The 25046-nt window shown below is 68.0% G+C and carries 21 protein-coding genes and 3 pseudogenes; 10 read left to right on the top strand and 14 right to left on the bottom strand.

Annotated elements, in window-relative coordinates; translation table 11 throughout:
- Window positions 1-55: 55 nt before the first annotated feature.
- Window positions 56-508, bottom strand: coding sequence for an Lrp/AsnC family transcriptional regulator (locus tag ACZ3I3_RS23235; RefSeq protein ID WP_107449296.1), 453 nt, complete (start codon window positions 506-508; stop codon window positions 56-58).
- Window positions 509-733: 225 nt separating this feature from the next.
- Between ACZ3I3_RS23235 and ACZ3I3_RS23240 the strand changes: the two genes are divergently transcribed.
- Complete coding sequence (locus tag ACZ3I3_RS23240) at window positions 734-1285, top strand: OsmC family protein (protein ID WP_467367937.1); 552 nt, start codon at window positions 734-736, stop codon at window positions 1283-1285.
- Between the two features lie 340 nt (window positions 1286-1625).
- On the opposite strand, the gene ACZ3I3_RS23245 is transcribed toward ACZ3I3_RS23240, so the two are convergent.
- The 11 genes and pseudogenes from ACZ3I3_RS23245 to ACZ3I3_RS23295 form a co-directional block, all read right to left on the bottom strand.
- On the bottom strand, window positions 1626-2807 hold the full coding sequence (locus ACZ3I3_RS23245) for a MalY/PatB family protein (protein ID WP_467367939.1): 1182 nt from the start codon (window positions 2805-2807) through the stop codon (window positions 1626-1628).
- A gap of 301 nt (window positions 2808-3108) precedes the next feature.
- A complete protein-coding gene (locus tag ACZ3I3_RS23250; RefSeq protein WP_467367941.1) occupies window positions 3109-5451 on the bottom strand; it encodes a right-handed parallel beta-helix repeat-containing protein in 2343 nt (780 codons plus the stop codon).
- A 64-nt stretch (window positions 5452-5515) separates the two neighbouring features.
- Window positions 5516-5840, bottom strand: a pseudogene (locus ACZ3I3_RS23255) (hypothetical protein); the annotation flags it as partial.
- The gene (locus ACZ3I3_RS23260) at window positions 5821-6888 is read right to left on the bottom strand and encodes an aldo/keto reductase (protein ID WP_467367943.1); all 1068 of its coding nucleotides are present in this window, start codon (window positions 6886-6888) and stop codon (window positions 5821-5823) included. The gene ACZ3I3_RS23260 and the pseudogene ACZ3I3_RS23255, both read right to left, overlap by 20 nt.
- Window positions 6885-7643, bottom strand: a complete 759-nt coding sequence (locus tag ACZ3I3_RS23265; RefSeq protein WP_467368038.1) for an SDR family NAD(P)-dependent oxidoreductase — start codon at window positions 7641-7643, stop codon at window positions 6885-6887. Before ACZ3I3_RS23265 ends, ACZ3I3_RS23260 begins: the two co-directional genes overlap by 4 nt.
- 20 nt (window positions 7644-7663) lie before the next feature.
- Window positions 7664-7816, bottom strand: a pseudogene (locus tag ACZ3I3_RS23270) (fumarylacetoacetate hydrolase family protein); the annotation flags it as partial.
- Entirely contained in the window at window positions 7806-8129 is a 324-nt protein-coding gene (locus ACZ3I3_RS23275) for an L-rhamnose mutarotase (RefSeq protein WP_467367945.1), read from the bottom strand. The gene ACZ3I3_RS23275 and the pseudogene ACZ3I3_RS23270, both read right to left, overlap by 11 nt.
- Window positions 8130-8242: 113 nt before the next feature.
- Entirely contained in the window at window positions 8243-9127 is an 885-nt protein-coding gene (locus ACZ3I3_RS23280; RefSeq protein WP_467367947.1) for a carbohydrate ABC transporter permease, read from the bottom strand.
- Between the two features lie 77 nt (window positions 9128-9204).
- Window positions 9205-10125 (bottom strand): carbohydrate ABC transporter permease, encoded by a 921-nt coding sequence (locus tag ACZ3I3_RS23285; RefSeq protein WP_467367949.1) that lies wholly within the window; start codon window positions 10123-10125, stop codon window positions 9205-9207.
- Between the two features lie 12 nt (window positions 10126-10137).
- Entirely contained in the window at window positions 10138-11502 is a 1365-nt protein-coding gene (locus tag ACZ3I3_RS23290) for an ABC transporter substrate-binding protein (protein WP_467367951.1), read from the bottom strand.
- Between the two features lie 94 nt (window positions 11503-11596).
- Window positions 11597-12712 carry an enolase C-terminal domain-like protein gene (locus ACZ3I3_RS23295; protein WP_467367953.1) on the bottom strand — a complete coding sequence of 372 codons (1116 nt, stop codon included), beginning with the start codon at window positions 12710-12712 and terminating at the stop codon, window positions 11597-11599.
- Window positions 12713-12840: 128 nt separating this feature from the next.
- On the opposite strand from ACZ3I3_RS23295, the gene ACZ3I3_RS23300 reads away from it, so the two are divergent.
- The 7 genes and pseudogenes from ACZ3I3_RS23300 (at window position 12841) to ACZ3I3_RS23330 (ending at window position 22479) form a co-directional block, all read left to right on the top strand.
- Window positions 12841-13608 (top strand): FadR/GntR family transcriptional regulator, encoded by a 768-nt coding sequence (locus ACZ3I3_RS23300; RefSeq protein WP_467367955.1) that lies wholly within the window; start codon window positions 12841-12843, stop codon window positions 13606-13608.
- Window positions 13609-13847: 239 nt separating this feature from the next.
- A complete protein-coding gene (locus ACZ3I3_RS23305; protein WP_467367957.1) occupies window positions 13848-17006 on the top strand; it encodes a DUF1349 domain-containing protein in 3159 nt (1052 codons plus the stop codon).
- Window positions 17007-17435: 429 nt separating this feature from the next.
- Window positions 17436-17576 (top strand): annotated as a pseudogene (locus ACZ3I3_RS23310) (CGNR zinc finger domain-containing protein); the annotation flags it as partial.
- A 143-nt stretch (window positions 17577-17719) separates the two neighbouring features.
- Complete coding sequence (locus tag ACZ3I3_RS23315; protein WP_467367958.1) at window positions 17720-18325, top strand: MBL fold metallo-hydrolase; 606 nt, start codon at window positions 17720-17722, stop codon at window positions 18323-18325.
- A gap of 185 nt (window positions 18326-18510) precedes the next feature.
- Window positions 18511-18900, top strand: a complete 390-nt coding sequence (locus ACZ3I3_RS23320) for a winged helix-turn-helix transcriptional regulator (RefSeq protein ID WP_403879693.1) — start codon at window positions 18511-18513, stop codon at window positions 18898-18900.
- Window positions 18901-19413: 513 nt separating this feature from the next.
- Entirely contained in the window at window positions 19414-21360 is a 1947-nt protein-coding gene (locus ACZ3I3_RS23325) for an alpha-L-fucosidase (protein ID WP_467367961.1), read from the top strand.
- 546 nt (window positions 21361-21906) lie between these two features.
- A complete protein-coding gene (locus tag ACZ3I3_RS23330) occupies window positions 21907-22479 on the top strand; it encodes a carbonic anhydrase (RefSeq protein WP_467367963.1) in 573 nt (190 codons plus the stop codon).
- Between the two features lie 202 nt (window positions 22480-22681).
- Here the strand turns inward: ACZ3I3_RS23330 and ACZ3I3_RS23335 are convergent, their stop codons facing one another.
- The gene (locus ACZ3I3_RS23335; protein WP_467367965.1) at window positions 22682-23206 is read right to left on the bottom strand and encodes a CGNR zinc finger domain-containing protein; all 525 of its coding nucleotides are present in this window, start codon (window positions 23204-23206) and stop codon (window positions 22682-22684) included.
- A gap of 25 nt (window positions 23207-23231) precedes the next feature.
- Between ACZ3I3_RS23335 and ACZ3I3_RS23340 the strand changes: the two genes are divergently transcribed.
- Both ACZ3I3_RS23340 and ACZ3I3_RS23345 read left to right on the top strand, forming a co-directional pair.
- The gene (locus tag ACZ3I3_RS23340) at window positions 23232-23438 is read left to right on the top strand and encodes a hypothetical protein (RefSeq protein ID WP_467367967.1); all 207 of its coding nucleotides are present in this window, start codon (window positions 23232-23234) and stop codon (window positions 23436-23438) included.
- A complete protein-coding gene (locus tag ACZ3I3_RS23345) occupies window positions 23432-24070 on the top strand; it encodes a LysE family translocator (protein ID WP_467367969.1) in 639 nt (212 codons plus the stop codon). Before ACZ3I3_RS23340 ends, ACZ3I3_RS23345 begins: the two co-directional genes overlap by 7 nt.
- A 103-nt stretch (window positions 24071-24173) precedes the next feature.
- Here ACZ3I3_RS23345 and ACZ3I3_RS23350 read toward each other — a convergent pair whose 3' ends face one another.
- On the bottom strand, window positions 24174-25016 hold the full coding sequence (locus tag ACZ3I3_RS23350; RefSeq protein WP_467367971.1) for an SDR family oxidoreductase: 843 nt from the start codon (window positions 25014-25016) through the stop codon (window positions 24174-24176).
- Between the last annotated feature and the right edge of the window lie 30 nt (window positions 25017-25046).

Genomic DNA, 25046 nt, shown 5'->3' on the forward strand with positions numbered 1-25046 from the left:
GACATCCTCGGTCCGGCATTGGGCCCAGTGCCGAGCGGGGTGGTGGGGCGTCGTCTCAGGTGGGAAGTGGGCGCGCCTCGACGATCTTTTTCATGACGATGGTGGAGGTCAGTTTCTGTACACCTGGCAGCCTGGTCAGTTGCCCTTCGTAGAGCTTCCGGTAGTCGGCGAGGTCGACGGCCACGACGTGCAGGAGGCAATCGGGATCGCCGAAAAGGCGTTGTGCCTGCAGAACGTTGGGAATTGCGGCGACGGCCTCGTCGAAGGCCGCCAGCGTCGACTGATCCTCCCGCTGCAGCGTCACGAAGACCAGCGCTTCGAAGCCGAGTCCCATCGCCTCCGGATCCAGCACTGCCTTGTATCCGCGAATCACGCCTGCGCGCTCGAGCTCGCGCAGCCGCCGCTGGCAACGCGAGATGCTCAGCCGGACCTTCTCCGACAGTTCCGTGATCGTCTGGCGACCGTCCTTCTGTAGCTCCGCAAGAATTTCGCGATCCACCCGGTCAATGGGCAACTCTCTCCCCAATCCGTCTGGCTGCTAGCAAAGATGGCAAAAATATAGCGGTCGATCCCGCCTAGCCTCGTCTTTGAGAGTTGGCGCGGTCGACTGCTTCTTCAGGGGCGAAGTGTGCGCCGCGCCGCAACACATTTCTCAGCCCTGAGGGGCGGTCCGATGGCCGCGGCCATCGCTCACCCCTGACGTGCCCCACGCCAATCGGAGGAACCAGTACTGATGTCCGTAGTCAACGAGATCGACGTAAAGGCTCTGCGGGAGACCATCGACGCCGTTCGGGCCACTCCCAAGCTCGGCCAGGTCACCTTCGCTGTCGACGGTACGTGGCAGGGCGGTTTCCGGATCAAGGCGCAGACCGGCGCCCTGACGCAGGGCGGTGAGCGCGACGAGCAGCGTGTGGCGAAGTACACGATGACCAGCGACGAGCCGACCGCGCTGCTGGGCACCGACACCTCGGTCTCGCCCGCGGAGTACGTTCTGCAGGCGCTGGCAGGCTGCTACACCGTCACACTCACCGCCAACGCCGCCTCGCGCGGCATCGAGCTCAAGAGCTTCCGGCTGGAGCTCGAAGGCGACATCGACCTGCGCGGGTTCCTCGGTATCGACACCGCAATCCGTCCGGGCGTGCAGCAGCTGCGCGTTCGCGTCCACATCGAGGCCCCTGATGCCACCCGCGAGCAGCTCGAAGAGCTGATCTCCCTCGTCGAGAGCCGTTCGCCCATCCGCGACACCCTCGTCAACCCGGTCGACGTCGTCACCACGCTTGTCTGAGCACGCGACAGCCCGGACGCCCGAACTGTAAAGGACAGTCGCGGCGCACGACCCGCTGCCCGCATCCGCCCGAAAGCGGCATCGGACGGCGGGTCAGCCACGTGCGCCGGTGTCATCCAGGGTGGGCATCCGCAGGCCCGCTTCTCGCCCCGCCTGGATGGCCTCCTGGGGTATCGGGAGCTCGTCAATGAGACCAAGAGTGGCCGAAGTCGGATCGCATGGGCCGGCCTCTGAGACGCGGCACGGCTCTGCGGCGGCGCACAGGACGGGCGGCTACCTACGCAGTCCTGCCGAGCGGACCGCAGAGGGTACCCATCACGTCCCTTTCGAGTCGACGAACTCACAGTACGGAGGCCATCCTGCGGACCCCTTCGGCGAGGATTTCCGGGGAGGTGGCCAGGTTCATACGGACAAACCCCGCTCCACCCGGCCCGAAGGCCACCCCGGAGTTGAGGGCGATCCGGCCTCGCTCCAGGAAGACGGCCGCCGGGTCGTTGCCGAGGGCCAGTTTCCGGCAGTCCAGCCAGGCCAAGTAGGTGGCCTGGCCTGGGCGGCAGCGCACGGCGGGCAGGTGAGTGGACAGTAGATCGCCGAGCAGATGACGGTTTTCGTCCAGTCCGGCCAGCAGGCTGTCGAGCCAGGCACCGCCCTCCCGTAGGGCCGCGGTGTGGGCGATGACGCCGAGGTGGCTGGGGCCGTGACTGACTTCCTCGGGGAGGCGGGCCAGGTCGTCGGCGGCCTCGGGGCCGGCGATGGCGAGGGCGGCTTTGAGACCGGCCAGGTTCCATGCCTTGGAGGCGGACATCACCGACAGGCTGTTCTCCGCGCCCGGCACGCTCAGGTAAGGAACGAAGGAGGTTCCGGCAGCCACGATGGGAGCGTGGATCTCGTCCGCCACGACGCGCACGGCGTACCTGCGCGCAAGCTCGGCAACATCGGTCAGTTCAGTGGCGGTGTGTACGGTGCCGGTCGGATTGTGCGGACTGCACAGCAGATACACCGGCCGGCCGCCGCGACCGGTGGCTTTCTGGAATGCGACCTCCAGGGTGGTCAGGTCGATCCGTCCTTCCTCGGTCAGCGGCGCCTCGACAACCGGCCGGCCGTCGTTGCGGATGAACTGATAGAAGGGCGGATACACAGGGCAGTTGACCACGACGGGGTCCCCGTGACCGGAGACCAACTTGAGCATCTCGACGATGCCCAGCATCACGTCAGGGACGATCGCCGTCCGCTCAACAGCCAGGTCGTCCCAGTCCCAACGTCGCGCGGCGAAGTCCGCGAATGCCTCGGCATAGGCGGTTCCGGCCGGATACCCGGTATCTCCGCGCTCCACCGCACTGTGGATGGCTCGTGCTACGGGCTCGGCGACCGGCACGTCCATCTCCGCCACCCACAGTGGCAATACGTCGTCCTGGTAGGTCGTCCACTTCATACTCGTGCGCTGCCGTAGCTGCTCCAGAGACAGCTGCCGCAGTGGGTTCACGCCAAGAGTTCCAGTGAGGTCCTTCAATGCGTCATCCATGAAGCGAAAATAGACCGCATGTCGCGCGCATTGTTTGCCTTTCTTGTGCTATCCGCCTTCGGAGCGGCAAAGAGTCACCCAGTATGGATCGCGATTCAGCAAGGAAGTTGCGCCTGCCGGTTGCGACTCTTGCTCTGTGTCTCTCGCTCAACGCAGTGATCCTGTCGAGCATGGGCTGTCTCGATGTCGCCGTCCTCCTGCACACCGGTCAATGTGGTGATTCCACAGAAGGCGGCTGGGCAGGCGCACGACCCGGTGCACCCGCCCGCTGCGCCACGACCGCCGCGTGATGTCGAGGCCGCTACTTCCGCACGCCGGTCGCGCTGAACTCCTGTACGCCGACCTTTCCGTTCTGGTTACTGTTGCGCACGTAGAGCCGGATGTTGGTGGTGGCGACGTTGGCCGACGGTCGGTAGACGACCGGCGCCGCCGTGTTGATCGCCTGGTAGGGCATGATGTCGATCCAGGCGTTCTGGCCGGCGCTCCACCGCTGCACCTTCCAGTGGGTGGTCATCCAGGTGCAGCAGTTGTCCTGCTGGATGGTGAAGGCGAACCGCTCGTAGTCGGCACCGAGATCGAACTGCACCCAGGACTCGTTCACGTTGGAGCTGGCCTCGCCGGTCTCGGTGACGCCGTCCCAAAGCTTGCCGAGGCCGCTGTCCCAGGCACTGCGCTGCGACACGGTGGAGTGGTCTGCCAGGTTCTCCCTGGGCACCTTCCGCCGCAGCGCGGCGTACTCCGGTTCCAGGCCCGCCTGGTTCATGATGGTCCGCGCCTCGGCCGGCCACGCACCATCTGTCACCACGTGCGGTCGCCCGTCGCCGTCGTAGATGGCCCCGCTGAGCCAGTTGTCGGCGAAGTCGGTGTAGTTGTGCGACGCGTACACCGACAGGGGCCGGCGGTAACGCGGGGAGAAGTCGAACCGCCCGCCCTTTCCGACGTTGTAGTCCCAGCGGGTCTGGTGACTTTGGTTGTCGCTGTAGTAGTTCGCGGTCGACGTCGAGTGGTGCACGTAGTTGTGGCTGACCACGCTGCCCGGCCACGACCCGAACGAGTAGACAGCCCCCGAGTCGTGCACCCCCCAGGACACCTTGGACGTGGCGTTGTACACCTCGTTGTGGCTGAACGTCGTCTTGCCGATCCCGTCCACCCCGTCGAGGAGGCTGTACTCCTCCGCCTTGCGCTGATGAAAGCCCATGTATGCGGTGTCGTAGACGAGGTTGTGGGTGACCGCCACGTTGTAGGTGTTCATCAGGCTGATCCCGGTCGCCGGGAAGAAGTCGTCACCGATGTCGGTCACGACGTTGTTGCTGATCGTCACGTTCCTGGTGCGCTGGGCGCCGTCGACGTGCACGTCCATCCACCGGCCGGCGATGACCCCGGCGGCGGTCAGGTTGTGGAAGAGGTTGCCGGTGACGGTGACGTCTTCGGCTCCGGTCAGCAACTGCAGTCCGCCGCTGCCCGTCTTGCGCACGGTGTTGTTGGTGAAGGTGATGCCGCGGGCGTTGGTCAGCTTGATCTGACCGGGCACCTCGCCGCCGTAGCCGTCGTAGTTCGGATCCTTGAAGGGGTCGTCCGCGTACTGTGCCTCCGCTTGCGAGCCGCCGATGAACCGGTCGCGAGGCAGCAGCCAGTTGCCGTGCTCGAACGTGATGCCGTCGAACGCGATCGCGCTCGCCTTCGCGGACGGGCTGGACCCGGCCACGTTCACCAGCGTCTCCACCACCGGCACGTACGCCCCGGCCTGGTTGACGTCCTCTCCGGCCCGCGGGTAGTAGTACACCTTGTTCGTCGCCCGGTTCAGGTACCACTCGCCGGGGGAGTCCAGCTCCTCGAACGCGTTGAGCACGTAGAACGTGTCGTCGTAGTCCAGCGAGAAGCCGTCGTCGCGGTTCAGCCGCGCCTGGAAGTGCGGCTGTGCCAGGCGCACCCGCTTGTTGGCGCCGCTCGCGCTGATGTCCACGACGGGGAAGTAGTCGATCTTGAAGCCGATCGCGATGTGCAGCAGCCGAATGTCACGGACGTTGGTGTACGCCGGAACGCCGGCCGCCGGGAACTGCACGCCGTCGTAGGAGCGGGTCGGCCGCTCCGGGTTGGCCGGCGGGTTGGGGATCGATGCTTCATCGAAGAAGCTGCTGCCCACGATGCCCTTGCCCATCGCCAGCTGAGCCCGCCGACCGCCGACGTAGAGCTGCCGGAAGTAGTCGGCGTAGCCCGCAGACTCCGGCACGTCGGCCACGAAGTAAGGCTGGTCGGTTACCCGCTTCCAGCCCGTGACGGCCTTACCACCGTCAACGATGGGCGTCTCACCCGGATACGCCTGGTAGACGACCTTGAACCCGTTGGAACCCGAGTCCGCCTCGGCCAGGTTGAAGGTGGCCGTCCGGGTATGCCGGCCCCCGCGCAAGCAGACGCGGAGGTCGGCCCGCATGTCCTTGTTGAGCCCGTGCTGTCGGATGTGGTCCCGCGCCCGTTCTAAGGTCGCCCAGGGGCGATCCGGTGAGGTTCCGGCGTTACCGTCGCTGCCCGACGCGGAGACGTAGAAGGTGCACGCTGCTGCCGCCTCCGCCGTACCACTGACCATCAGCCCGGCAGCCAGCGTGATCGCCGCCATGGCGCCCGCGGCCAGTCTGTGTTTACTCATCAACTTCACCTTCGACTTGTGTATGGGACAGGGTGTACGCAGATGGTGGTCGCGCGGTGCAGCCCGGCTCACCGCCCGTATCCCGGACACGCCCGAGAAACGGGACTACGAGCAGTCGGGCGGCCTCCTGCGCGGCCGCGAGCTGGTGGTGCCGGACGACGAGGTCGTACACGAGCCCTGCCTCGGCCACTGCGGCGAGCCCACGCAGCACGTCCGGCCGCACCAGCCAGCGAGGATCGGTTTCGCCCTGCACCTGGTGACGGGCGAGCAGGAAGTCGCGGCGCAGCGGGGCGAGTTCCGGTCCGGTGATCCAATCCTGGTCGCGGGCGGAGAGGTCCCGCGCCGTGGTGGTGCGCGTCGATGACTCCCTCAGCGGTGTTCCCCTCCATCGCGGTCACCCCCGCGGCTCGTCGACTCCTTCTTCCGCCGATTGGCTTCGTCGACCGGCATCGCAGCAGGGACGGGGACGTGCGGGGGCAGCAGCCCCTCGGCGCGCAGTCCGTCCCAGACCGCGGTCGGTACCGTTCGCCCCAGCTGGTCCACCGTGTCGCGGACCTCCTCGGCGGAACGCGCGCCGGACAGTACGCTCGCGACCGCCGGATGGCCGAACGGGAAGCGCAGAGCGGCCGCGCGCAGCGGTACGCCGTGGCGTTCGGTGACCGCTTTCATGCGCACGGCCCGGTCGAGCACATCGGGTGGGGTGGGCGCGTAGTCGTACATGGCCCCGGGCGTCGGGTCGGTGAGCAGACCCGAGTTGAACACCCCGCCGACGATGACACTCCTGCCGCGGGCGGCGGCCTCCGGCAGTACCTCCGCAAGCCCCTCCTGTTCCAGCAGGGTGTAGCGGCCGGCGAGCAGCACCACGTCGATGTCGGTCTCGCGAAGGAAGCGGGCGGGGAGCGCGCACTGGTTCACTCCGATGCCGACCGCCTTGACGACGCCTTCGCCGCGCAGCCGTTCCAGCGCCGGGTACGCCTCGGTGAGGGCCTGCTCGGCGTGGTGGTCCGGGTCGTGCAGCAGGGCGATGTCCACACGGTCCAGGCCGAGGCGTTCCAGGCTCGCTTCCAGGGAGCGCAGGACGCCGTCGGAGCTGAAGTCCCAGACGCGGCGGTGGGTGTCGGGCACGGCGAAGCCGTGGGCGAGATCGTCGCCGCGGCCGCCTCCAGGGTGGGGTTCGAGCAGTCGCCCGACCTTGGTGGAGACGGTGTACGCGCCTCGATCGCGTCCGCGCAGCGCGGCGCCCAGGCGTCGCTCGGACAGCCCGAGTCCGTAGTGCGGGGCGGTGTCGAAGGTGCGTACGCCCGCGTCCCAGGCCGCCTCCACCGCGGCGGACGCGGCCTCGTCGGTGACCGGGCGGAAGAGATTGCCGATGCCGGCGGCCCCGAACGACAGCTCGGTGACCTCGACACCGGTGCCCTCCAGTGTCGTCGCTCTCATGCGCCGACCGCCGGGCGCAGCCGGAGCCCCTGCATGCCACCGTCGACGGCGAGGGCGATGCCGGTGACCGAGGCCGCGGCCGGGCTCGCCAGGTAGATCACGGCCGCCGCCACCTCGTCCGCGGTGACCAGGCGCCCCAGGGGCTGGCGTGCGTCGAGGGCGGCGCGTTCCGCCTCCGGGTCGTCCGCGGCGCCCAGGAGCCGGGTCACCCAGGGTGTGTCGGCGGTGCCGGGGTTGACGCAGTTGACGCGGATGCCCTCACGGACATGGTCCGCGGCCATCGCCAGGGTCAGCGCCAGCACCGCACCCTTGCCGGCGGAGTACAGGGCGCGTTGCGGGAGGCCCGCGGTGGCCGCGACGGAGCAGGTGTTGACGACCGCCGCGTGCGACGAGCGCCGTAGATACGGCAGGGCGGCCCGGGTGGTGCGCACCGTCCCCAGGACGTTGACATCGAGGACGCGGTGCCACTCCTCGTCCGGGTTGTCCTCGACGGTACCGACGGCGCCGATGCCCGCGTTGTTGACCAGGATGTCCAGGCCGCCGAGTTGCCCGGCGGCGGTCTCCACGGCGACGCGTACCGAGGCGTCGTCGCCGAGGTCGGCCTTGATGGCGATCAGCGGCTCGTGGGCGCCGGAGGGGTCGAGGTCGAGGACGGCCACCGTGGCGCCGTGCTCGGCCAGCATCCGGGACGTGGCCAGTCCGATACCGGACGCGCCGCCGGTGACGAGGGCCTTCAGCCCTGACAGGCCGTTCACGCTGCTCAAAGGGGTGCCTTTCACGCTTGGGCGAAGGTCTGGCGCTGGGCGCCGAGGCCGTCGACGGCGAGCTCGACGGTGTCGCCGGGGCGGAGGTAGGGGCTGCCGGGAGGGCCGAGGGCCACGCCCGCGGGAGTACCGGTGTTGATCACGTTGCCCGGTTCAAGGGCCATGCCAGATCTCGGTCAGGTCCGACCAGTTGCCCCCGGCGCCCGTATCGGCCCAGGGCTCCTGGCAGGTGTCGGTGAGCTTCCACCAGGCCTGCGTGGCCGCGTCGGCGCAGATCGCGGCCATGTCGGCCTCGAAGTCGTCGCCGTGGTACTCGAAGTAGCCGAACAGCGTGTCCTCGCGCAGAAAAATGCTGTAGTTGCGGATGTTCGCGGCCCGCAGCGCGGCCTCGACGCCCGGCCAGACCGCGGAGTGCAGGCGCAGATACTGCTCACGGTGCTCGGGCCGCAGGCGGATCGTCTGGGCAACCCGTTTCACAGGGGTCCTTTCCGGTGAGTGTGGGGCGACGTTGCCGGAAGACGCCGACGTCACGGAACGCCGGTGGAATACGGCGGCGGCGCCAAGGGGGCGGCTGCCGGGCGGCTGCCGCCTCACTCCTTTGTCGCGCCGGCGAGCATGCCGGACACGAGAGCGCGTTGGGAGAAGAGGAAAACGATCAGAACAGGGACGACGGTCACCAGGGTGGCCAGGGCCAGTTCGGGCCGCATGATCTGGTTGCCCGCGCCGCCGGCGGTGTTGAACAGCGGCGAGGCGGCGAGCAGGTTGTTCAACCCCACCTGCGCCGGATACTGCGAGCTGTCGGGCAGCATCACGAACGGCAGGAAGAAGTTGTTCCAGTTGCCGACGAAGTTGAAGAAGCCGACCAGTGCGATCACGGGCTTGGCCAGCGGCATCGCGATGAGACGGAAGACCTGCCACTCCGAGCACCCGTCGATCCGTGCGGCGGACAGCAGGTCGGAGGGGACGTTGGAGGAGAAGTAGATGTAGGTGAGGTAGACCCCGAACGGAAAGAAGGAGAAGGGCAGGATGACCGACCAGATCGTGCCGTCCAGGTGCACGGCGTTCATCCCCAGGTACAGGGGCAGCACCATCGCGGCCGTCGGCATGAGCATCACGAGCATGGTGATGGTCAGCAGCATCCGTCGCCCGATGAACTGGGTGAGAGCCAGCGCGTACCCGGCGGGGATCGACGTCACCAGGGTCAGGGCCAGCGCGCCGAACGTGTAGAGCGCCGAGTTCAGCAGCCAGGTGAGGATGGCGCCGTCCTGGAACGCGTAGAGGTGGTGCCAGGCGTCGGTGACCGCACCGAGGGAGCCGAAGGAGAACGGGTTGTCCCGCACGATCTGGCTGTCGGTCTTGGTCGGGGCCAGCAGGAGCCACGCCACCGGCACACAGAAGAACAGCGCGGACAGGCCCATGACGATGAGCCAGGTCAGCCGGGCTGCCAGTGAGCTTGGGCGGCGCTTCCGGCGCATGGGCTTCCTCGGGCGGGTGCGGGCGCCGGCGGTACGGGGCGGCCGGGTTCGGCGGGCTGTGGTCGTGGGCGCTGTGGTCATCCTTCCTCCCTGTCGAACAGGCCGGTACGGAAGACGACGAGCGCCGCGCAGGCGAGGCCCAAGATGAGGAGGTCGACGGAGAGCGCCGCCGCGCCGTTGAAGTCGCCTGCCTGGAAGGCGTACTGGTAGGAGAGCTGGTTCGGTGACCAGCTGTCGGGGATCATGCCCCAGCTGGCGAGGGAGACCAGTTGCGGCTCGACGAAGAGCTGGGTGCCGGCCGCGAAGGCCAGGATCAGCATGTACGCGATCCACTTGGTGATCATCGGGATCTGGATGCGCAGCGCGATCTGGAGCGTGCTGGCGCCGTCGATGCGGGCGGCCTCCAGGATTTCGTCGGGGATGCTGTTGAGCGCGCCGTACATGACCACGATCCAGCCGCCGGCCCCCGTCCAGAAGGCGATGACGGTGAAGAGCACCGGCAGGTGGCCGGGGGCGTTGACCTGGGCGAGGGTGTTCCAGCCGAAGCTCTTCAGCAGCCAGCCGACGGGACTGGCGGCCGGGTCGAGGAGGATCAGGAAGAGCAGCACGCTCGCCACTCCGGCCAGGGCTCCCGGCAGGTAGAACAGGAACCGCAAGGTGGTGGAGGCCCTGCGCATGCGGCCGTGCAGCATCAGGGAGAGCAGCACCACCAGGATCATCAGGCTGGCCAGCCACACCACCAGGTACAGGCCGATGTGGAGGAAGGCCGGTCCGAAGCGGTAGTCGGCGAACGTCCGGGTGAAGTTGCCGAGTCCGACGAGCTGGTTGCGGGAGTTGGACAGCGACAGCCACACCGCGTAGCCGGTGGGCAGGACGCCGAAGGCGAGCAGGAGGAGGACATAGCCGGAGACGAAGACGTAACCGGCGCGTCCGACCGGGTTGCGGGCCGAGCGGCCGCCGCGGCGGCCGCTCCGCTCCCTTGCGAGGTGGGTGGTCATCGGTCCGCTTCGCTAGTTGACGGTGTATCCGAGGGACTTGGCCTTGTCGGTGATGGCCGTCTCCCAGGTGCCCAAGGTGCCGGTGAGGGTCTTGCCGGAGTTCAGGGCCGGGATCACGGTGGAGGAATAGATCGCTTCCTGGCTGTACTGGGTGGCGGCCCAGCCGGGCCAGATCAGTTCCGCGGATTCCTTGAAGACGGGACCGACGTCCTCGGCGAAGTAGCCGGTCTTCTTCTGGTTGGCGAGCCAGGTGACCGCGGCCTTCTTGTACGCGGGGTAGGTGCCCGCGGTGCCCTGGTAGGCGTCTGAGGTCGTCATCCAGGTGACCAGGTCGGCGGACGCCTTGAGGTTCTTGCTGTGGGAGGAGACGAACCACAGTCCGCCGCCGACGTTGCCGGTGTAGTTCTTGGCGTCGCCCTCGAACTTCAGCGGGGATGCGGCGGCGATCTGTCCCTTGGGGGTCTTGAAGGTGGAGTTGAAGAGCACCTGGCCGAACCAGGAGGGGCCGGGGAGCATCAGGACCTTGCTCGCCTGGTTCTTGATGAAGCCGGCGCTGAAGACGGTGTCCTTGGAGACCGAGCCCTTGGCGATCAGGGTGTCGAGCAGCTTGGCCATCCGGGTGCACTTGGCGTCCTGCAGGTCCACCTTCACCTTCTTGGCACCGGTCGCCGTGCTGGCAGGGCACTGGCTCGCCCAGAAGTACACCTCGGGGCTCCAGGCGTCCCCGGCGGTGCCGACCAGGTAGCCGGGGTGCTCCTTGGCGACCTTCTCGCCGAGTGCCTGGTACTCCTCCCAGGTGGTCGGGACGGAGTACCCGAACTTCTCCATGAGGGACTTGTTGTACCAGAGCACGTTCTGGGCCAGGTCGTTCCGGAGGCAGTAGGTGTTGCCGTTGAAGGTGCAGGGATTCAGCGCGCCGTCCGCGAAGCCTTTCAACGTGGACTGGGAGACCACGCCCTGGTTGACGGGCGCGGCATAGGGGCTCTTGCCCTGAGATGCCCAGCTGGCGTCGTTGACATTGGCGCTGAAGGCGACGTCGGGCCACCCGCTGCCGGCCCGGTCGAACAGCTGGACCTTGGTCTGCAGGTCGTTGGCGCCGTTGGCGTCCCCGCTGTACGTGACGATCTTGATCTTCACGTCCGGGTGCGCCTTCTGGTATGCCTGCACGCCGGGAACGCGGGTGGCGTCCGCCCAGACCGTGATCTCGCTGCCTTCCTTCTGAGCGACAGGCTTGAAGGCGTCGGGGGAGGAAGCCGTCGTCGGTGTGGGGTCCGCGCTGCCGCAGGCAGCGAGCACGAGCAGGGAGACGGTGCCCAGGACAGCGACGGCCGTGCGCCTGAGCTGGCGGCGGGAGGAAACCGGAACGTCGTCGTTCATGACTGACCTCAGATCTTGGGAAATGACGCACAGCGGTGAGAGGCACCGCGCTCGGGGTGTTCGAGACAGGCCGTCGGGCCTGGGGCTCCCGTCATCAGGCCCGAGGCGGGGTAACGGTCTCCTTGTCGACAAATGCCTGAAGCGCAGGAGGGTAATCCAGGCCCGCCGGAAGGGCGACGCCCGGACCGGTGGGGGCATGAACGAGGCCGTGGGCGTCGATGCCACTCTCACGGCTGATGGGATTGCCCATGACCAGTGACTCGTAGTAGGTGGTGTTCGAGATGGCCATGCACAGGTGCCGGTTGGGGATCTCCGGCCCGTGCACCTCGGCGCGCAGCCGGTAGGCGTCGGCGAGGTGGGCGGTGCGCATCGCGCCGGTGAAGCCGCCGCGCAGTTGGGTGGAGGCGCGGACTCCGAAGGTGGCGGCGCCCGCCTGGATGAAATCGGCCGAGTTCATGTGCGCCCCGTCGGAGGTCTCGGCCACGAGGAGCGGAACGGCCACCGCGTCGGCGAGGCGCTTGTACGCGGTGACACTGAACTCCCTCATCGGCTCCTCGTACCAGAGGTAGCCGGCGTCCGAGAGGGCGTGCCCGAGATGGATCGCGTCGGGGAGGTCGAAGCCCGCCGACCCGTCGAACATCAGTGGGACGTCATCCCCCACGTGCTCGCGCAATGCCACCGACAGACGGGCGTCGCGGCGGGCGTCACCCCAGGCGTGGAGCTTGATGGCGGGGTAGCCGAGCTCCAGGGCCTGGTCGGCGATGTCCAGGTACTCCTCGACCGAGGAGTAGGTGACGGTGGAGGCGTAGGCGGGTATCGAGGTGCGGTAACCACCGAGCATCTGCCAGGTGGGCCGGTCGGCGAGTCGTCCGGCCAGGTCCCACAGCGCGGTGTCGACCAGACCCAGCAGGTAGAGCGGCAGTTCCTCCGTGCGGTCCAGCTCCCACATGCGGTGCCAGAGCCATTCCCGCTGCAGGGGGTCCTGCCCCACCAACTCCCTGCGCAGTACGCGGTCCAGCAGGTCCGCCAGGATGACACCGCTGCCCCGCCGGGGGGACATCGCCACCCCCTCGACCCCTTCGTCCGTGCAGATGCGCAGGACCGCGGCCTCGCCCTCGGACGGACTGCCCAGGAGTCCGTCCCGCCAGACGAAGGGCGGACTGACTCCCGGCACCCGCACGGGATGGCACTCGACCTCGGCAATGCGCACGGCTTGCACCCCTCGCACGGGAAAGTAATGCGGCGAAATTTTCGTGTAACGTAAGTCGTCATACGAATGCTGTCAAGAAGTCCCGCGCAGTAGACTCGCCGCCATCCGCATCAGCAAAGGGGACCCGCATGGCCAAGGACAGCACCGGCAGGACAGGAGAGCCTCCCGTTCTCAAGCCCTGGCCCAAGCGTCCGGCCCGACTGGCGCAAGCCGTCACGGAGAGCCTCACCGACTCGATCGTGTCGGGTGCCATCCCTCCCGGATCGACCCTGCCGGTCGAACCCGAGCTCTGCGAGACGTTCGGCGTCAGCCGCATCACCGTCCGCGAGGCGGTCAAGTCCCTGGAGGCCAAGGGGCTTGTCCTCGCCCGGCAGGGCTACGGCACCACCGTCACCCCGCCCGAGGAATGGAACCTCCTCGACCCCGTCGTGCTCGCCGCCACTGTCCAGCATGACGACCAGCTCGTCGTCCTCGACCAGTTGGTCGACATCCGGTCGACGCTGGAAGCCCAGATGACAGCCCAGGCCGCGAAGCTGGCCACCGACGACGACCTGCGGGCCATCGAGCGGCTGCTCGCCCGGCTCGACGAGGAGACCGCCGTCCCGGCGCAATTCATCGAGACCGATGTGGCCTTCCACGACCGGATCATGCAGGCATCCCACAACAGGCTCGGGCGTTCCATCATCCGGATCCTCCACGCCCAGGCGCGCACGACGTTCCTGTACAACGGCACTCCGGACGCGACCGCGTGCGAGCGGGCCAACGTGGAGCACCGCGCAGTCGCCGAGCGGCTGCTCGCCCGGGACTCCGAGGGGGCCGCGCAAGCCATGGCGGCACACATCACGACCGCTTGGAGCCGCCGCCGCGTGCCGAACGTCGGCTCCCCCGCCTCCTGAGAGCAAGCACTCCCACCGACTCGCCCCCGAGCCAAGCAGGTTGGGGGCGTTCGCATGTCCAGGTCCGGCCGAGCCGGCAGCGCGCGACATCCGCCGAGCCGCAGCGCGCGACCTATTGACGAAATTCATATGACGTCTAATGTTACATCGCTCTTACCCCTTCCCCCTCTTGCCGCTGGGCTCTCCCCTGCCCCCCCGAAGCACACCACGGGCCCCCTGAACCTCCCGGAAGGTGTCACATGCGAACAACCCGCATACGTCCCACGGTTCCTGGCCGTCTCAGGTCATGGCTGGCCACGGCCGCCGTCCTCACTGCCTCGACCGCGGCAGTCCTCACCCAGGCCGGCCCCGCCTTCGCGGCCGGAACGACGCTCTACGCCGCACCCAACGGCTCCGGCACCGCCTGCTCGTTGAGCCGGCCGTGCTCCGTCACCCAGGCCAAGACCAAGGTGCGGGCGATCAACAACTCCATGACACGCGATATCACCGTCGAGCTCGCCGACGGCACCTACCGGCTCTCCGCGCCGCTCGTCTTCACCTCGGCGGACTCCGGCACAGGCGGCCACACGGTGAACTGGAAGGCCGCGCTGGGCGCCCATCCCGTCATCACCGGAGCGCGGAAGGCCACCGGCTGGACCGTGCAGGACTCGGCCAAGAACATCTGGAAGAGCGACGTCGGCACCGGCTTCGACACGCGCCATCTGTCCGTCGACGGCGTCATGGCCACCAGGGCCCGCACCGAGGTCAACCGCTCGCACCTGACCGCGACGACCAACGGCTACACGTTCACCAACAGCTCGCTGAGCTACCTCAACAGCCTCGCGCAGCCCGGACGGACCGAGATCCACGGCGTCGGGTCCTTCACCGACCGCTACGCCCAGGTGACCGGCATCAGCAACGGCACCATCACCATGACCCAGCCCTCGTGGGACAACAACACGTTCGGCTACGACACCCTGACGAGCCCCTTCCGGGCCGGTCCCCTCTACATCGAGAACGCCTACGAGTTCCTCGACACGGCCGGCGAGTGGTACCTCGACACCGCTGCCGGCACCCTGTACTACAAGCCGCTCACCGGGCAGGACATGAGTGAGGCCGACGTCGAGGTGCCGAAGCTGGAGTCGCTCATCAGCGTCGGGGGGACGTACTCCTCCCCCGCCACCCACATCGCCTTCTCAGGGCTGCAGTTCTCGGGCACCAGTTGGCTGGACCCCACCGACCACGGCTACGCCAGCCAGCAGACCGGCGCGTACCTCTCCGGCACGTGGGACCGCCCGTCGGACGCGCTGACCTCGTGTCAGAGCGGCTGCCGGCTCTTCGAGGCGGCACGCCCTCACTGGAAGCAGATGCCCTCCGCCGTCCAGGTCTCGGCCGCCGACCACATCACGTTCACCGGCAACCGGTTCACCCAGCTCGGACAGAACGGCCTCGGCATCGGCAACGACGCCAACGCCCACACCACCGGCGTCGGACTCGGCGCCCGCAGCATCACGGCGGCCGGCAACGTCTTCACCCAGAACGCGGGCGGCGGCATCGCCGTCGGCGGCGTCCGGGCGGACGCGCACCACCCCCGTGACAGGCGGATGACCAACCGGGACATCACGCTGACCAACAATCTCATCCATGACGTGGCGCTGGAATACCGTGACATGTCGGCCATCCTCGTCACTTACGTGAACGGCGCGACCATCTCGCACAACGAGGTGTACAACCTGCCCTACTCCGGCCTCACGATCGGCTACGGCTGGGGCGCCAACGACATCGGCGGCAGCCAGGACTACACCAACCGGGGCCTGTACAACTACCAGCCCGTCTACACGACCGCGACCACCGCTGCGAACAACCACGTCACCGACAACTACATCCACGACCTCATGCAGCAGATGACCGACGGCGGCTGCCTGTACACCCTGTCGGCGTCACCGGGCAGCACCTTCGAACGCAACTACTGCCACAGCAACAGCGGTTGGTTCGGCTTCTACCACGATGAGGGCTCCCGGGACTTCACGGACACCAACAACGTCTTCCGGAACACCGGCGAATGGGGCCATGAGAACAGCAGTGCCACCAACAACACCGGCGCCCTGACCCTGACGGACAACTGGACGACCAACAGTCACGCGAACATCACCAACACCAACGGCCGCGGTGACGTGGTCAGCGGCACCGTCGTCGTCAGCGACGGCAACTGGCCGTCAGCCGCCAAGACGGTCATGGACAACGCCGGTATCCAGCCCCTCTACCGTCCGCTGACCACCGACCCCGTCAGCTCCCCCTACAGCGCCTACTCCTCCACCCCCGCCGACACCGGCCAGAGCGGCGGCCACTTCACGATCACTGACGCGGGCAAGGACATCTGGGGTGCCGGCGGACAGCACGACGACGAGTACGGCACCGTCTTCCGAAACGGGGCGGCTGTCGACGGCACGTCGGTGACCGCCCGGGTCGACAGCCTGGACGACACCAACGCCTGGGCCAAGGCCGGCGTCGTCCTGCGCAACGACCTCACGGACGACGGCTCCTCCGCCGGATACGCGGCTGTGGTGGTGACCCCGGACAACGGCGTCAGCTTCCAGCGGGACTCCGACGCCGACGGCTACCTCGACAAGCTCACGTCCAGCGCTGCCACCGTCAAGGCACCGGTCTGGCTGCGGCTCACCCGCACTGCCACCCAGGTGTCCGCCTCCTACTCCACCGACGGATCCACCTTCACTCAGGTCGGCTCGACAGTGACCCTGCCGTCCATGGCGACCACCCAGGATGCCGGTGTCATCCACACCGCCCACAGCACCACCGCCGGCGGCGCGACATTCAGCAACCTGCGCATCGTCACCTCTCCCTTCAAGGCATACAGTTCGATTCCGGCCGCCGTCAGCCAAAGCGGCGGAGTGACCTCCCTGACCGGCGCGGGCATCGACGTATGGCGCTCCGGCACGGCATACGACGACGAGTATTCCGCCGCCTACCGGACGGGGGCCGCCGGAACGTCCTCGACCGTCACCGTCCGCGTCGCCAGTCAGGACAAGACCAACAGCTGGGCCAAAGCCGGCCTGATGCTGCGAAACAACATCGCCTCCGCCGGCTCGTCCACCGGGTACCTCGTCCTCGCCACCACCCCCGGCAACGGAATCGCCCTGTCCTCGGACTCCAACGGTGACGGCTACCTCGACACCAACACCATCAAGACCGGAAGCGCCACCGTCGCCCCGGTCTGGCTCCGCCTGGTCAGGAACGGCACGTCGGTCACCGGCTCCTACTCCGCCGACGGCACCACCTGGACCACTGTCGGCACCGCGACACTGACCGGGGCGAACAGCACCCTGGACGCGGGCATGTTCTCCACGGCCCACGCCGGAAGCATCGGCACCGCGAGCTTCAGTCAGTTCTCCGTCAGCTGACGCAGCGGTTCGGGGCACGATCACGGTCGCCCAGGGCGGTGTCGAGGACGGACAGCGGCGCGGGAGCAGATCCGCGGGTCTTGCCCTTGACCGGGTCGTTCACGGGGGGCCTTGTGCGGTGCGCCGACCCGGTGCGGGTGGCGGTGGCCGGGCCGGGGAATGGGCCGCCGGCGGTGCTCTGGTGGCGCACCGCAGCGGCCGGGGCGTACGGAGTCAGGCGAGTTCCACGCGGTCGATCAGTCCGGCGGCGGTGAAGGCGTCCACGAGTTGCTCGCGGCCCTCGGTTTGACTGACATCCATGACCATAGGCGTTTGTCACGGATGAAAGAAAGCTGTAACGTGAGAACCGAGAGTGAGACCGATACCGCCGCGAACGACGGCACCGTCGATCCCGGGCTGCCGCCGGCACCGGGCGCCGAGCACTACTAACGGCTGACGGCCTGCCCCTCCACCCCCTGCAACCGCTACCTACTGCGCGCCGGGCGCCGCCACTGGTGCTCGGTGCGCTGTGGCGGCCGCGCCCGCGCTGCCCGCGCCTACGCCCGCCGCACCCAGTCCACCGCCGACTGAACTCGGCCGCCCCGCCCCGCCGACGGTTCACGAGGCCCGCGCCGGGGCGCGGCTTCGCACACCCCCAAGTCCCCGGCATGGATGGCCCACCACGCCTTCCATCCGGCCATTTCCCCACAGTCAACGAAGGACCATCACCCCTCATGACGGCCACATTCACCCTGCTGACCACCGGCTACGACAGCCTCGACACACGCAACGCCCACCGCGACGGCCGTGAGAAGCCGTGGTACGTCGCCTCAACCGTCTCCCTCCTGCGCGAGGGCGACACGATCGTCGTCGTCGACCCCGGCATGGTCGAGGACCGCAAACTCATCCTCGACCCGCTCGCCGCCGCCGGAATCCGCCCCGAGCAGGTGACCGACATGGTCTTCAGCCACCACCACCCCGACCACACCCTCAACGCGGCCCTCTTCCCCCACGCACGCGCCCACGACATCTGGGCCGCCTACCACAACGACCTCTGGTACGACCGGCCCGCCGACGGGTACCGGCTCTCCCCCTCGATCCGCCTGCTCGAAACACCCGGCCACACGCCCCAGGACATCTCCACCGTCGCGGAAACCGCCGAAGGGACCGTCGTCCTCACCCACGCCTGGTGGAGCGTCCACGGCCCGGCCGAAGACCCCACCTCCGACGACCATGAGGGCCTGCGCGCCTCCCGCCGCAAGATCCTCGCTCTCAAGCCCGCCCTGGTCGTCCCCGGCCACGGAGACCCCTTCATACCCGACGAGAACACCCCCGTCTGACCTGCAGAGGCCCCCGGGACCGGCTTCGGTACGCCGTCGGGCAATGGCAATGCGGCCGGCACCTGGGTTTTCCGGCCCGGTTGAAGGGAATGGACCCCGGCCGGCGCCAGACAACACCCTTGGCACGCCCATTGCCCGCCGACCCCTTATGCTTACCACCGGTAACAGCCGCCTCGACACAACCGATGAGGGCGTGTGACGTGCCACAGTTTCCGGCCTTCGATGTCATGACGGCGACCTGCCCGTCCCGTACCTCGCTCGCCCGCATCGCCAACAAGTGGACGGCCATGGTGGTCATCGCGCTCAGCGTCGGCCCCATGCGCTTCCGCGACCTGCGCACCAGCGTCGACGGCATCAGCGCCAAGGTCCTCACCGAGACGCTCCGGGACCTGGAACGCGACGGACTCGTCACCCGGCACGTGTACGGCGAGGTCCCGCCCCGGGTCGAGTACGAGTTGACCGCACTGGGACGCACTCTGCATGCCCCGCTTCAGGCACTGGCCCTGTGGGCCCAGGAACACTTCACCGAGGTCCTCGCGGCACGCGAGAGCTACGACGCCCGCGAACGACCGTGACCACGGCTTTTGCCTGGGCGGGATACGGGCGGCCTACCGCCCCCAGAAGGCGTCCTCGGCCACGTCACCGTTGCCCATGAGGGCGTGGATCGTGTCGATGGCGAAGGATCCCGGCGGCGGTCCTGGTGCCGGTCGCACACAAGCGTCCAAAGGCGCGTTCATAAAGGCCCAGCACCCCGATTCACCCGATCTATCGGACCTTTCGCATGCTGCGCTTCGACAGCTGATCCTGCGCCTTGAGCACGTCATCAGCTGTGATCGCGGAGTTTCCGTCGATCCTCTGGACAGACTCCACGCTGAAGCTCCTTAATAGATCCGATGTCCCTGCGGCGAAGCGCACACCGTGCGGGCGGTCGCTCTCCCGCTCGCTGGTTCGCCGGCCAGGGACAGCGGACCCACGACGGCCGCACGGCCACTTTGACGATCCGCGCATGTCCCGGCCCCCAGGCCGACGTCGACTGCACCTGGGACGTCGTCACCGTGATCAATGCCATCGATCCACAGGAGTGAGCCATGTCCTCATCAGGAATGAATCGCCGCACGTTTCTCGGCGCCGCGGGTGCCGCGACCGCCGCGACCGCCCTACCGATCGTCCCCGGCTTCTCCGGCCTTCTGCCGCAGGCGGCCGCCGCGGACGCACAGAGCACCCTGAGCAAGATGGTCGACATGCGGTTCGGCATGTTCAACCACTTCAGCCTGGGCACCTTCACCAACCAGGAGTGGGCCGAACCCAACCAGAGCCCCACCCTCTTCGCTCCCCCGAGCGTCAACTGCGCACAGTGGGCCGACGCGGCGGTCGCCGCGAAGATGAGCTACGGCATCCTGACCACCAAGCACCACGACGGCTTCGCCCTGTGGCCGAGCGCCCATGGCACCCAGAACGTCGCGAACAGCCCCTACAAGCACGACGTCGTGAAGGCGTACTGCGATGCCTTCCGGGCGAAGGGGCTGAAGGTCGGGTTCTACTACTCGATCTGGGACCGCACCTTCGGTGTCGAAGCATGGGAGAGCCGGCACAAGGTGACCGGGCTCGAAGTCACCGATGCCATCAAGCCCGACCACATGACCTTCATCCTCGGTCAGATTCGCGAGCTGCTCACCAACTACGGCACCATCGACATGTTTATGACCGACGGTTACGCATGGCAGATGGGGCAGCAGGCCGTCTCCTACCAGAGGATCCGTTCGCTGGTGAAGCAGCTGCAGCCGGACTGCGTCATGATCGACATCGGCGGACTCTCGGAGCCCTTCCTCAGCGACGCGATCTTCTTCGAGGAGCCGTTGGGAGTCACGGCGCCGGCGGGCAACATCTATGCCGGAATGCAGGGGCAGACGATCAGCAACGGCTGGTTCTGGCACCCCTCCACTCCGACCGAGGGCCTCATGAGCAAAGCCGCGATCCTGTCGCACCTGGCCGACCTGGAGCCGAAGTACACCTCGTTCATCCTCAACTGCCCGCCCAACCGCAACGGCCTGCTGGACGCCAACATCGTCAACCGGCTCGCCGAAGTGGGTGCCGCCTGGAGCCCGAACACCTCCCGGCCGCCGCTCCCCGCCCAGCTGCTGCGCGCCGAGCACCCCGTCACACCGGTCAGCGCGTACGCCACCGGTTTCCACACCGGCGAGGGACCGCTCCACGCCATCGACGGACTCAGCGATGTCCGCTACGAAACCTGCTGGTCGACCTGGAGTCTGCCGCTGCCACACTCCATCACCATCGACCTGGGCGGCGTGTGGAGCAACGTCTCCACCCTGGAGTACCTGCCCAAGCAATGGAACCGCACCGACTCCACCGACGGCGACATCACCTCGTACACCATCCTCACCAGCACCGACGGCGTCACCTTCACTCAGGTCGCCACCGGCACCTGGGCCGGCAACCGCAAAACCAAGCTGGTCGAGTGGCCCAACCGGAACGTGGGCTTCGTACGGATCCAGGTCGACGCGGCCACCGGCGACTACGCCAACATCAGCGGCATCAGGATCGGCGGCCGCTCGGTCAAGCCCACGCTGGTGTCCACCACACTCCCCGGCGACGGCACCGTCTACCGGCTGATCGCCCGGCACAGCGGCAAGATCGCCGACGTGGAGGGTGCGCGCACCGCCAACGGCACCAACGTCCATCAGTGGCCATGGCTCAACCGGGCGAACCAGAAGTGGACCTTCACCAACACCGGCGACGGCTACTACACGGTCAAGGGTGTGGGCAGCGGCAAGCTCCTGGAGGTCGCGGGCCTGTCTCGCACCGACGGCGGCAACGTCGGCATCTGGGCAGACGCCCGGGCCCCCCAACAGCACTGGGCCGTCACGCCCACCGGTGACGGGCACTACTTCCTCATCAACCGCTACAGCGGGCTCTGCCTCGGCGTCGACGAGGGCAGCACCGCCGATGGAGCCAACATCGAGCAGCAGCCATACACGTCACAGACGCGGCAGCAATGGCGGATCATCCCGTCCTGACGCTCGGGAAGCGGCCCCGGCGGCCGGTGTCACGGACCGCCGGGGCTCTGCTGTCGCCCGGGCACTCGGGGGGATCGGACTCCGGGCGACAGTTCAGGGGGCGCCGCCCATAATCACGATCCGTAATCAGTTACCTCAAGGTAACCAATGGGAGTGCGTGCCATAACCGGGAGGGATCCCCCTGTTCACGGCAGATCCCACAAGGCATGCACATTTTCCACTCACCTTCCATCAGTCCAGCACCGAGCCGCCCATCGGCCTTTTACATCGCGATGCCTATCCCCTGATATAACGAGGTGTCTCAATGCGCTCGGGGGGAATCCGGCGTGAGAGTGAAAGAAAGAACGACCAATGTCTATAGCTGGACATCCACTCCGCAGAACCATCCTCACCGGGGGGTTGGCAGCCACCGCTGCCGTCCTCTCCGGCTGTTCCTCGAAGACGGAGGCAAAGGAAACAGACAAGGCGGCAAACGCAGCGGCAACGGCCACCCCGCCGGCCGCGGGTGCCCGCCCGTCCTCCCCGTGGGGGGCGTTCTCACGGCTGATGGACGGCAACAAGCGCTGGCAGGAGGGCGACCTCAAGCATCCCGACCGGGATCCCAAGCGCCGGGAATTCGTGGCCGCGGAGCAGGATCCTTTCGGGGTGATCCTCTCGTGCATCGATTCCCGGGTGCCGCCGGAGCTGCTCTTCGACACCGGACTCGGCGATCTGTTCGTCATGCGCACCGGCGGCCAGGTCGTCGACTCGGTGGTCACCGGTTCCGTCGAGTACGGGCCCATGACCTCCGGAACTCCCCTGATCGTCGTCCTCGGCCACCAGCGCTGTGGCGCCGTCAAGGCGTCGTACGAGGCCATGCGCGACGGAAAGAAGCTCCCCGGCAACCTCCAGTCGATCGCCGACGCGCTGCGCCCGGCGTACGAGGAGACCGTCAAGGAAAAGCATGACGACCCGGTGGATGCCATGACCCGCATCCACGTCAAGCAGACCTCTGCCGCCCTGCGGTCCAACAGGGATCTCGGCCCGCTCGTGAAGAAGGGCTCCCTGGCGGTGGTCAGCGCCTATTACTCACTCGACTCCGGCCGGGTGGAAGTACTCACCGGAGCACCTTCCGCGTGATCTGATGTCCGTTCGACCGACTCCGCCGAGGCATTCGCACCACGCCGAAATTTTGGCGGAGTCGGTTGGTCCGGATTTCTTCACCACCGCGCTCCCGGATATGCAAACATCCACCAGTGAGACGTCGAACTCACGGATCAAAACCACCCCTTTTGAAGTTCCCCGACCCGGTCCCGGACCGTCCTCTCCGTCAGGCGGGGCCCTACCGCCGCCGCTTGCGGTCGCGGTGCGCGGACACGTGGACCCGGGTGGCGCACTGGCGTGAGCAGTACGCGCGGCGGCCGTTGCGGGAGGTGTCGACGAAGACGGCGCGGCAGTCCGGTGCCGAGCACCTCCCGAGACGGCAAGGATCCGTCTCGGTGAGGACCAGGGCGAGTCCGGCCGCGGTGGCGGCCCGCACGCGCGTGACGACGTCGGCGTTCTCGTCGGCGTAGTGCAGGTGCGGCGGCTGACCGTCGTGTGTGGACACGTACGGGCGGGCCGCCGCTTCGGTCAGCAGCCTGTTGACGGCATCGACCTGCTCCGGCCTGGTGGGGGCCGCGAACGCCTCCCACAGGCGCAGGCGCCAGGCCAGCAGCAGTTGCAACTGCTGGGCGGTCAGATCGGGGCGTGCCACCCAGTGCTCGGCCAGCAGTGTCTCGACCGTGCGGGCATCGCACCCGTCGTCGAGGTTGGCCAGGGCCGCCGCCAGCAGGGCCGCATTGCCGCCGTAAGCGTTGAAATGCATTTACTCATTGCATCACGCTCACGGCATGACTCCATGCCTCTTCCTCACACTGTCGAAGCACTCGACCTCCCTGGGCTGGGTGCGCTACCAGCGGTGCGCGTGCGGCCGCCTCCGCGTGCTGCTGGCCGGGGACCTCCTCAAGGACGGGCCTGCGCCGCCACGCGAACCGTCACCCGAAGAGCCGGTGCGGGTGGTCGGGCGGGCAGCCGACTGCGGTGAACCGGCGTGCTAGGCCCCAGTTGGGCCCAACTGGGCTCCTTCGTTTTGCTCTGCCTTGTCCTTGCGGCAACTCCGGGCGCCAATCTCACGGTCGTGCTCGGCTGCGCGCGACAGGGCGGTCAGCGTGCCGCGGTCGCCGCCACGGTCGGCTTGACGCTCGGCAAGGTCTTCTGGGCAGCGGCCTCCGTCCTCGGGCTCGCCACGCTGCTGGCGACCTCGCGCGTGGCATACGACGTGCTCCGGCTCGCGGGCGCGGCGTACCTGATCTGGCTGGGCGTGCAGGCCCTGCGCTCGGCCCGGCGCCGGCCGGCGGTCCAGCGGCCCGACAGGCTCGCGCCCGAGCTGTCCACGCTCGGCGGATTCCGCCGCGGTCTCATCGGCGACGTGCTCAACCCCAAGGTGGGGATCTTCTACACCACCGTGTTCCCCCAGTTCATCGGGCCGGACGATGCGGTCGTCCCGGCGGCCACTGCACTGCTCGCCGCGCACACCGCGGTGCTCATGACGTGGTATCCGGGAATGAGTTATCTGCTGACCCGAGTGGGCCGCCGACTCGCGAGCCCCGGACTCGCGGCAGTGTTGGACAGGGTCATGGGCTCCGCACTCATCGGGCTCGGCATCCGATTGGGGATCGTTCCACTCTGAATCGAAGGCGATTCCGGGGACGCCGCAGCGCCGGGCACCTCATGGAGCCCAGCGCCTGGCTTGGATGCGGGGTTATCCACCCCGCGCGAAGGTGGTCAGGTGATCACAGCCCGACGTCGGCCAGCCACTGGCTCGTGGTCCGAGGAGTGACGTCCAGCAGCTTCTGGGCCGAGGTCTCCGGCGCGATCGAGCGGCCCGGCATGGCACTCATCGCCTCGTAGGCCCCCGCGACGTCGGCAGCCGCGCCCTCGCCGATCAGGGGCGCGACCGAAGTACGGAACTCCTCAGGGGTGATCGGCTCGAAGACCACGTCCCGCCCCAGCCTGGCGCCGAACGCCTCGGCCAGATCCGGCCCCGTGATCGCCGGGTACTGCCCGACAGAGACCACACCGGTGACGTCCGGGCGCTCGAACAGGGCGACGGCGGTGTCGGCGATGTCCAGGTGGGACGCCCAGGAGACGGGGAAGTCGGCCCGGATGGGGTAAGGCAGAACACCGCGCTCCCGGACCGAGTCGATGACGTAGGGCATGAGCAGGTTCTCCAGGTACAGCTCGGGCGCGATCACCGCATGGGACACGCCGCTGTCGGCCAGGCCGGAAGCCAGCGTCGCGGCGGCACCGCCGGTGGCCGGATCGATCGAGAAGCCGCTGGTGGAGAACACCACGCGGGCCGGCCGGGCCGCGCGGACGGCGGTGAGGATGTTGCCCGCGAAGACCTGGCGGTCCTCTTCCGCGGCCACCGGCAGGTGGACGAACACTCCGTCGGCGCCACGGTAGGCGTCGGTCAGGTCGGCGGAGGAGGAGTAGGCGGCGGCCACGACACGCGCGCCGTCCACCGCGGCGTCGGCGTTGCGGGTCACAGCGGTCACGGGCCTTCCCGCGGCGGCGAGAGCGGAGACGACAGGGGCACCCTGGGCGCCGGTGGCGCCATGGATCACGTAGGTCATGGAGTCATTAGTGCACACACTGCACCAGTT

This window comes from Streptomyces sp. NPDC016851, from assembly GCF_055562795.1.

Excerpts from the sequence above, each read along its gene's own strand:
- ACZ3I3_RS23240 (WP_467367937.1), top strand. The coding sequence starts at position 734 with ATGTCCGTAGTCAACGAGATCGACGTAAAGGCTCTGCGGGAGACCATC.
- ACZ3I3_RS23245 (WP_467367939.1), bottom strand. The coding sequence starts at position 2,807 with ATGGATGACGCATTGAAGGACCTCACTGGAACTCTTGGCGTGAACCCA.
- ACZ3I3_RS23250 (WP_467367941.1), bottom strand. The coding sequence starts at position 5,451 with ATGAGTAAACACAGACTGGCCGCGGGCGCCATGGCGGCGATCACGCTG.
- ACZ3I3_RS23260 (WP_467367943.1), bottom strand. The coding sequence starts at position 6,888 with ATGAGAGCGACGACACTGGAGGGCACCGGTGTCGAGGTCACCGAGCTG.
- ACZ3I3_RS23280 (WP_467367947.1), bottom strand. The coding sequence starts at position 9,127 with ATGCGCCGGAAGCGCCGCCCAAGCTCACTGGCAGCCCGGCTGACCTGG.
- ACZ3I3_RS23285 (WP_467367949.1), bottom strand. The coding sequence starts at position 10,125 with ATGACCACCCACCTCGCAAGGGAGCGGAGCGGCCGCCGCGGCGGCCGC.
- ACZ3I3_RS23290 (WP_467367951.1), bottom strand. The coding sequence starts at position 11,502 with ATGAACGACGACGTTCCGGTTTCCTCCCGCCGCCAGCTCAGGCGCACG.
- ACZ3I3_RS23300 (WP_467367955.1), top strand. The coding sequence starts at position 12,841 with ATGGCCAAGGACAGCACCGGCAGGACAGGAGAGCCTCCCGTTCTCAAG.
- ACZ3I3_RS23305 (WP_467367957.1), top strand. The coding sequence starts at position 13,848 with ATGCGAACAACCCGCATACGTCCCACGGTTCCTGGCCGTCTCAGGTCA.
- ACZ3I3_RS23315 (WP_467367958.1), top strand. The coding sequence starts at position 17,720 with ATGACGGCCACATTCACCCTGCTGACCACCGGCTACGACAGCCTCGAC.
- ACZ3I3_RS23320 (WP_403879693.1), top strand. The coding sequence starts at position 18,511 with ATGAGGGCGTGTGACGTGCCACAGTTTCCGGCCTTCGATGTCATGACG.
- ACZ3I3_RS23325 (WP_467367961.1), top strand. The coding sequence starts at position 19,414 with ATGTCCTCATCAGGAATGAATCGCCGCACGTTTCTCGGCGCCGCGGGT.
- ACZ3I3_RS23330 (WP_467367963.1), top strand. The coding sequence starts at position 21,907 with ATGGACGGCAACAAGCGCTGGCAGGAGGGCGACCTCAAGCATCCCGAC.
- ACZ3I3_RS23335 (WP_467367965.1), bottom strand. The coding sequence starts at position 23,206 with ATGCATTTCAACGCTTACGGCGGCAATGCGGCCCTGCTGGCGGCGGCC.
- ACZ3I3_RS23340 (WP_467367967.1), top strand. The coding sequence starts at position 23,232 with ATGACTCCATGCCTCTTCCTCACACTGTCGAAGCACTCGACCTCCCTG.
- ACZ3I3_RS23350 (WP_467367971.1), bottom strand. The coding sequence starts at position 25,016 with ATGACCTACGTGATCCATGGCGCCACCGGCGCCCAGGGTGCCCCTGTC.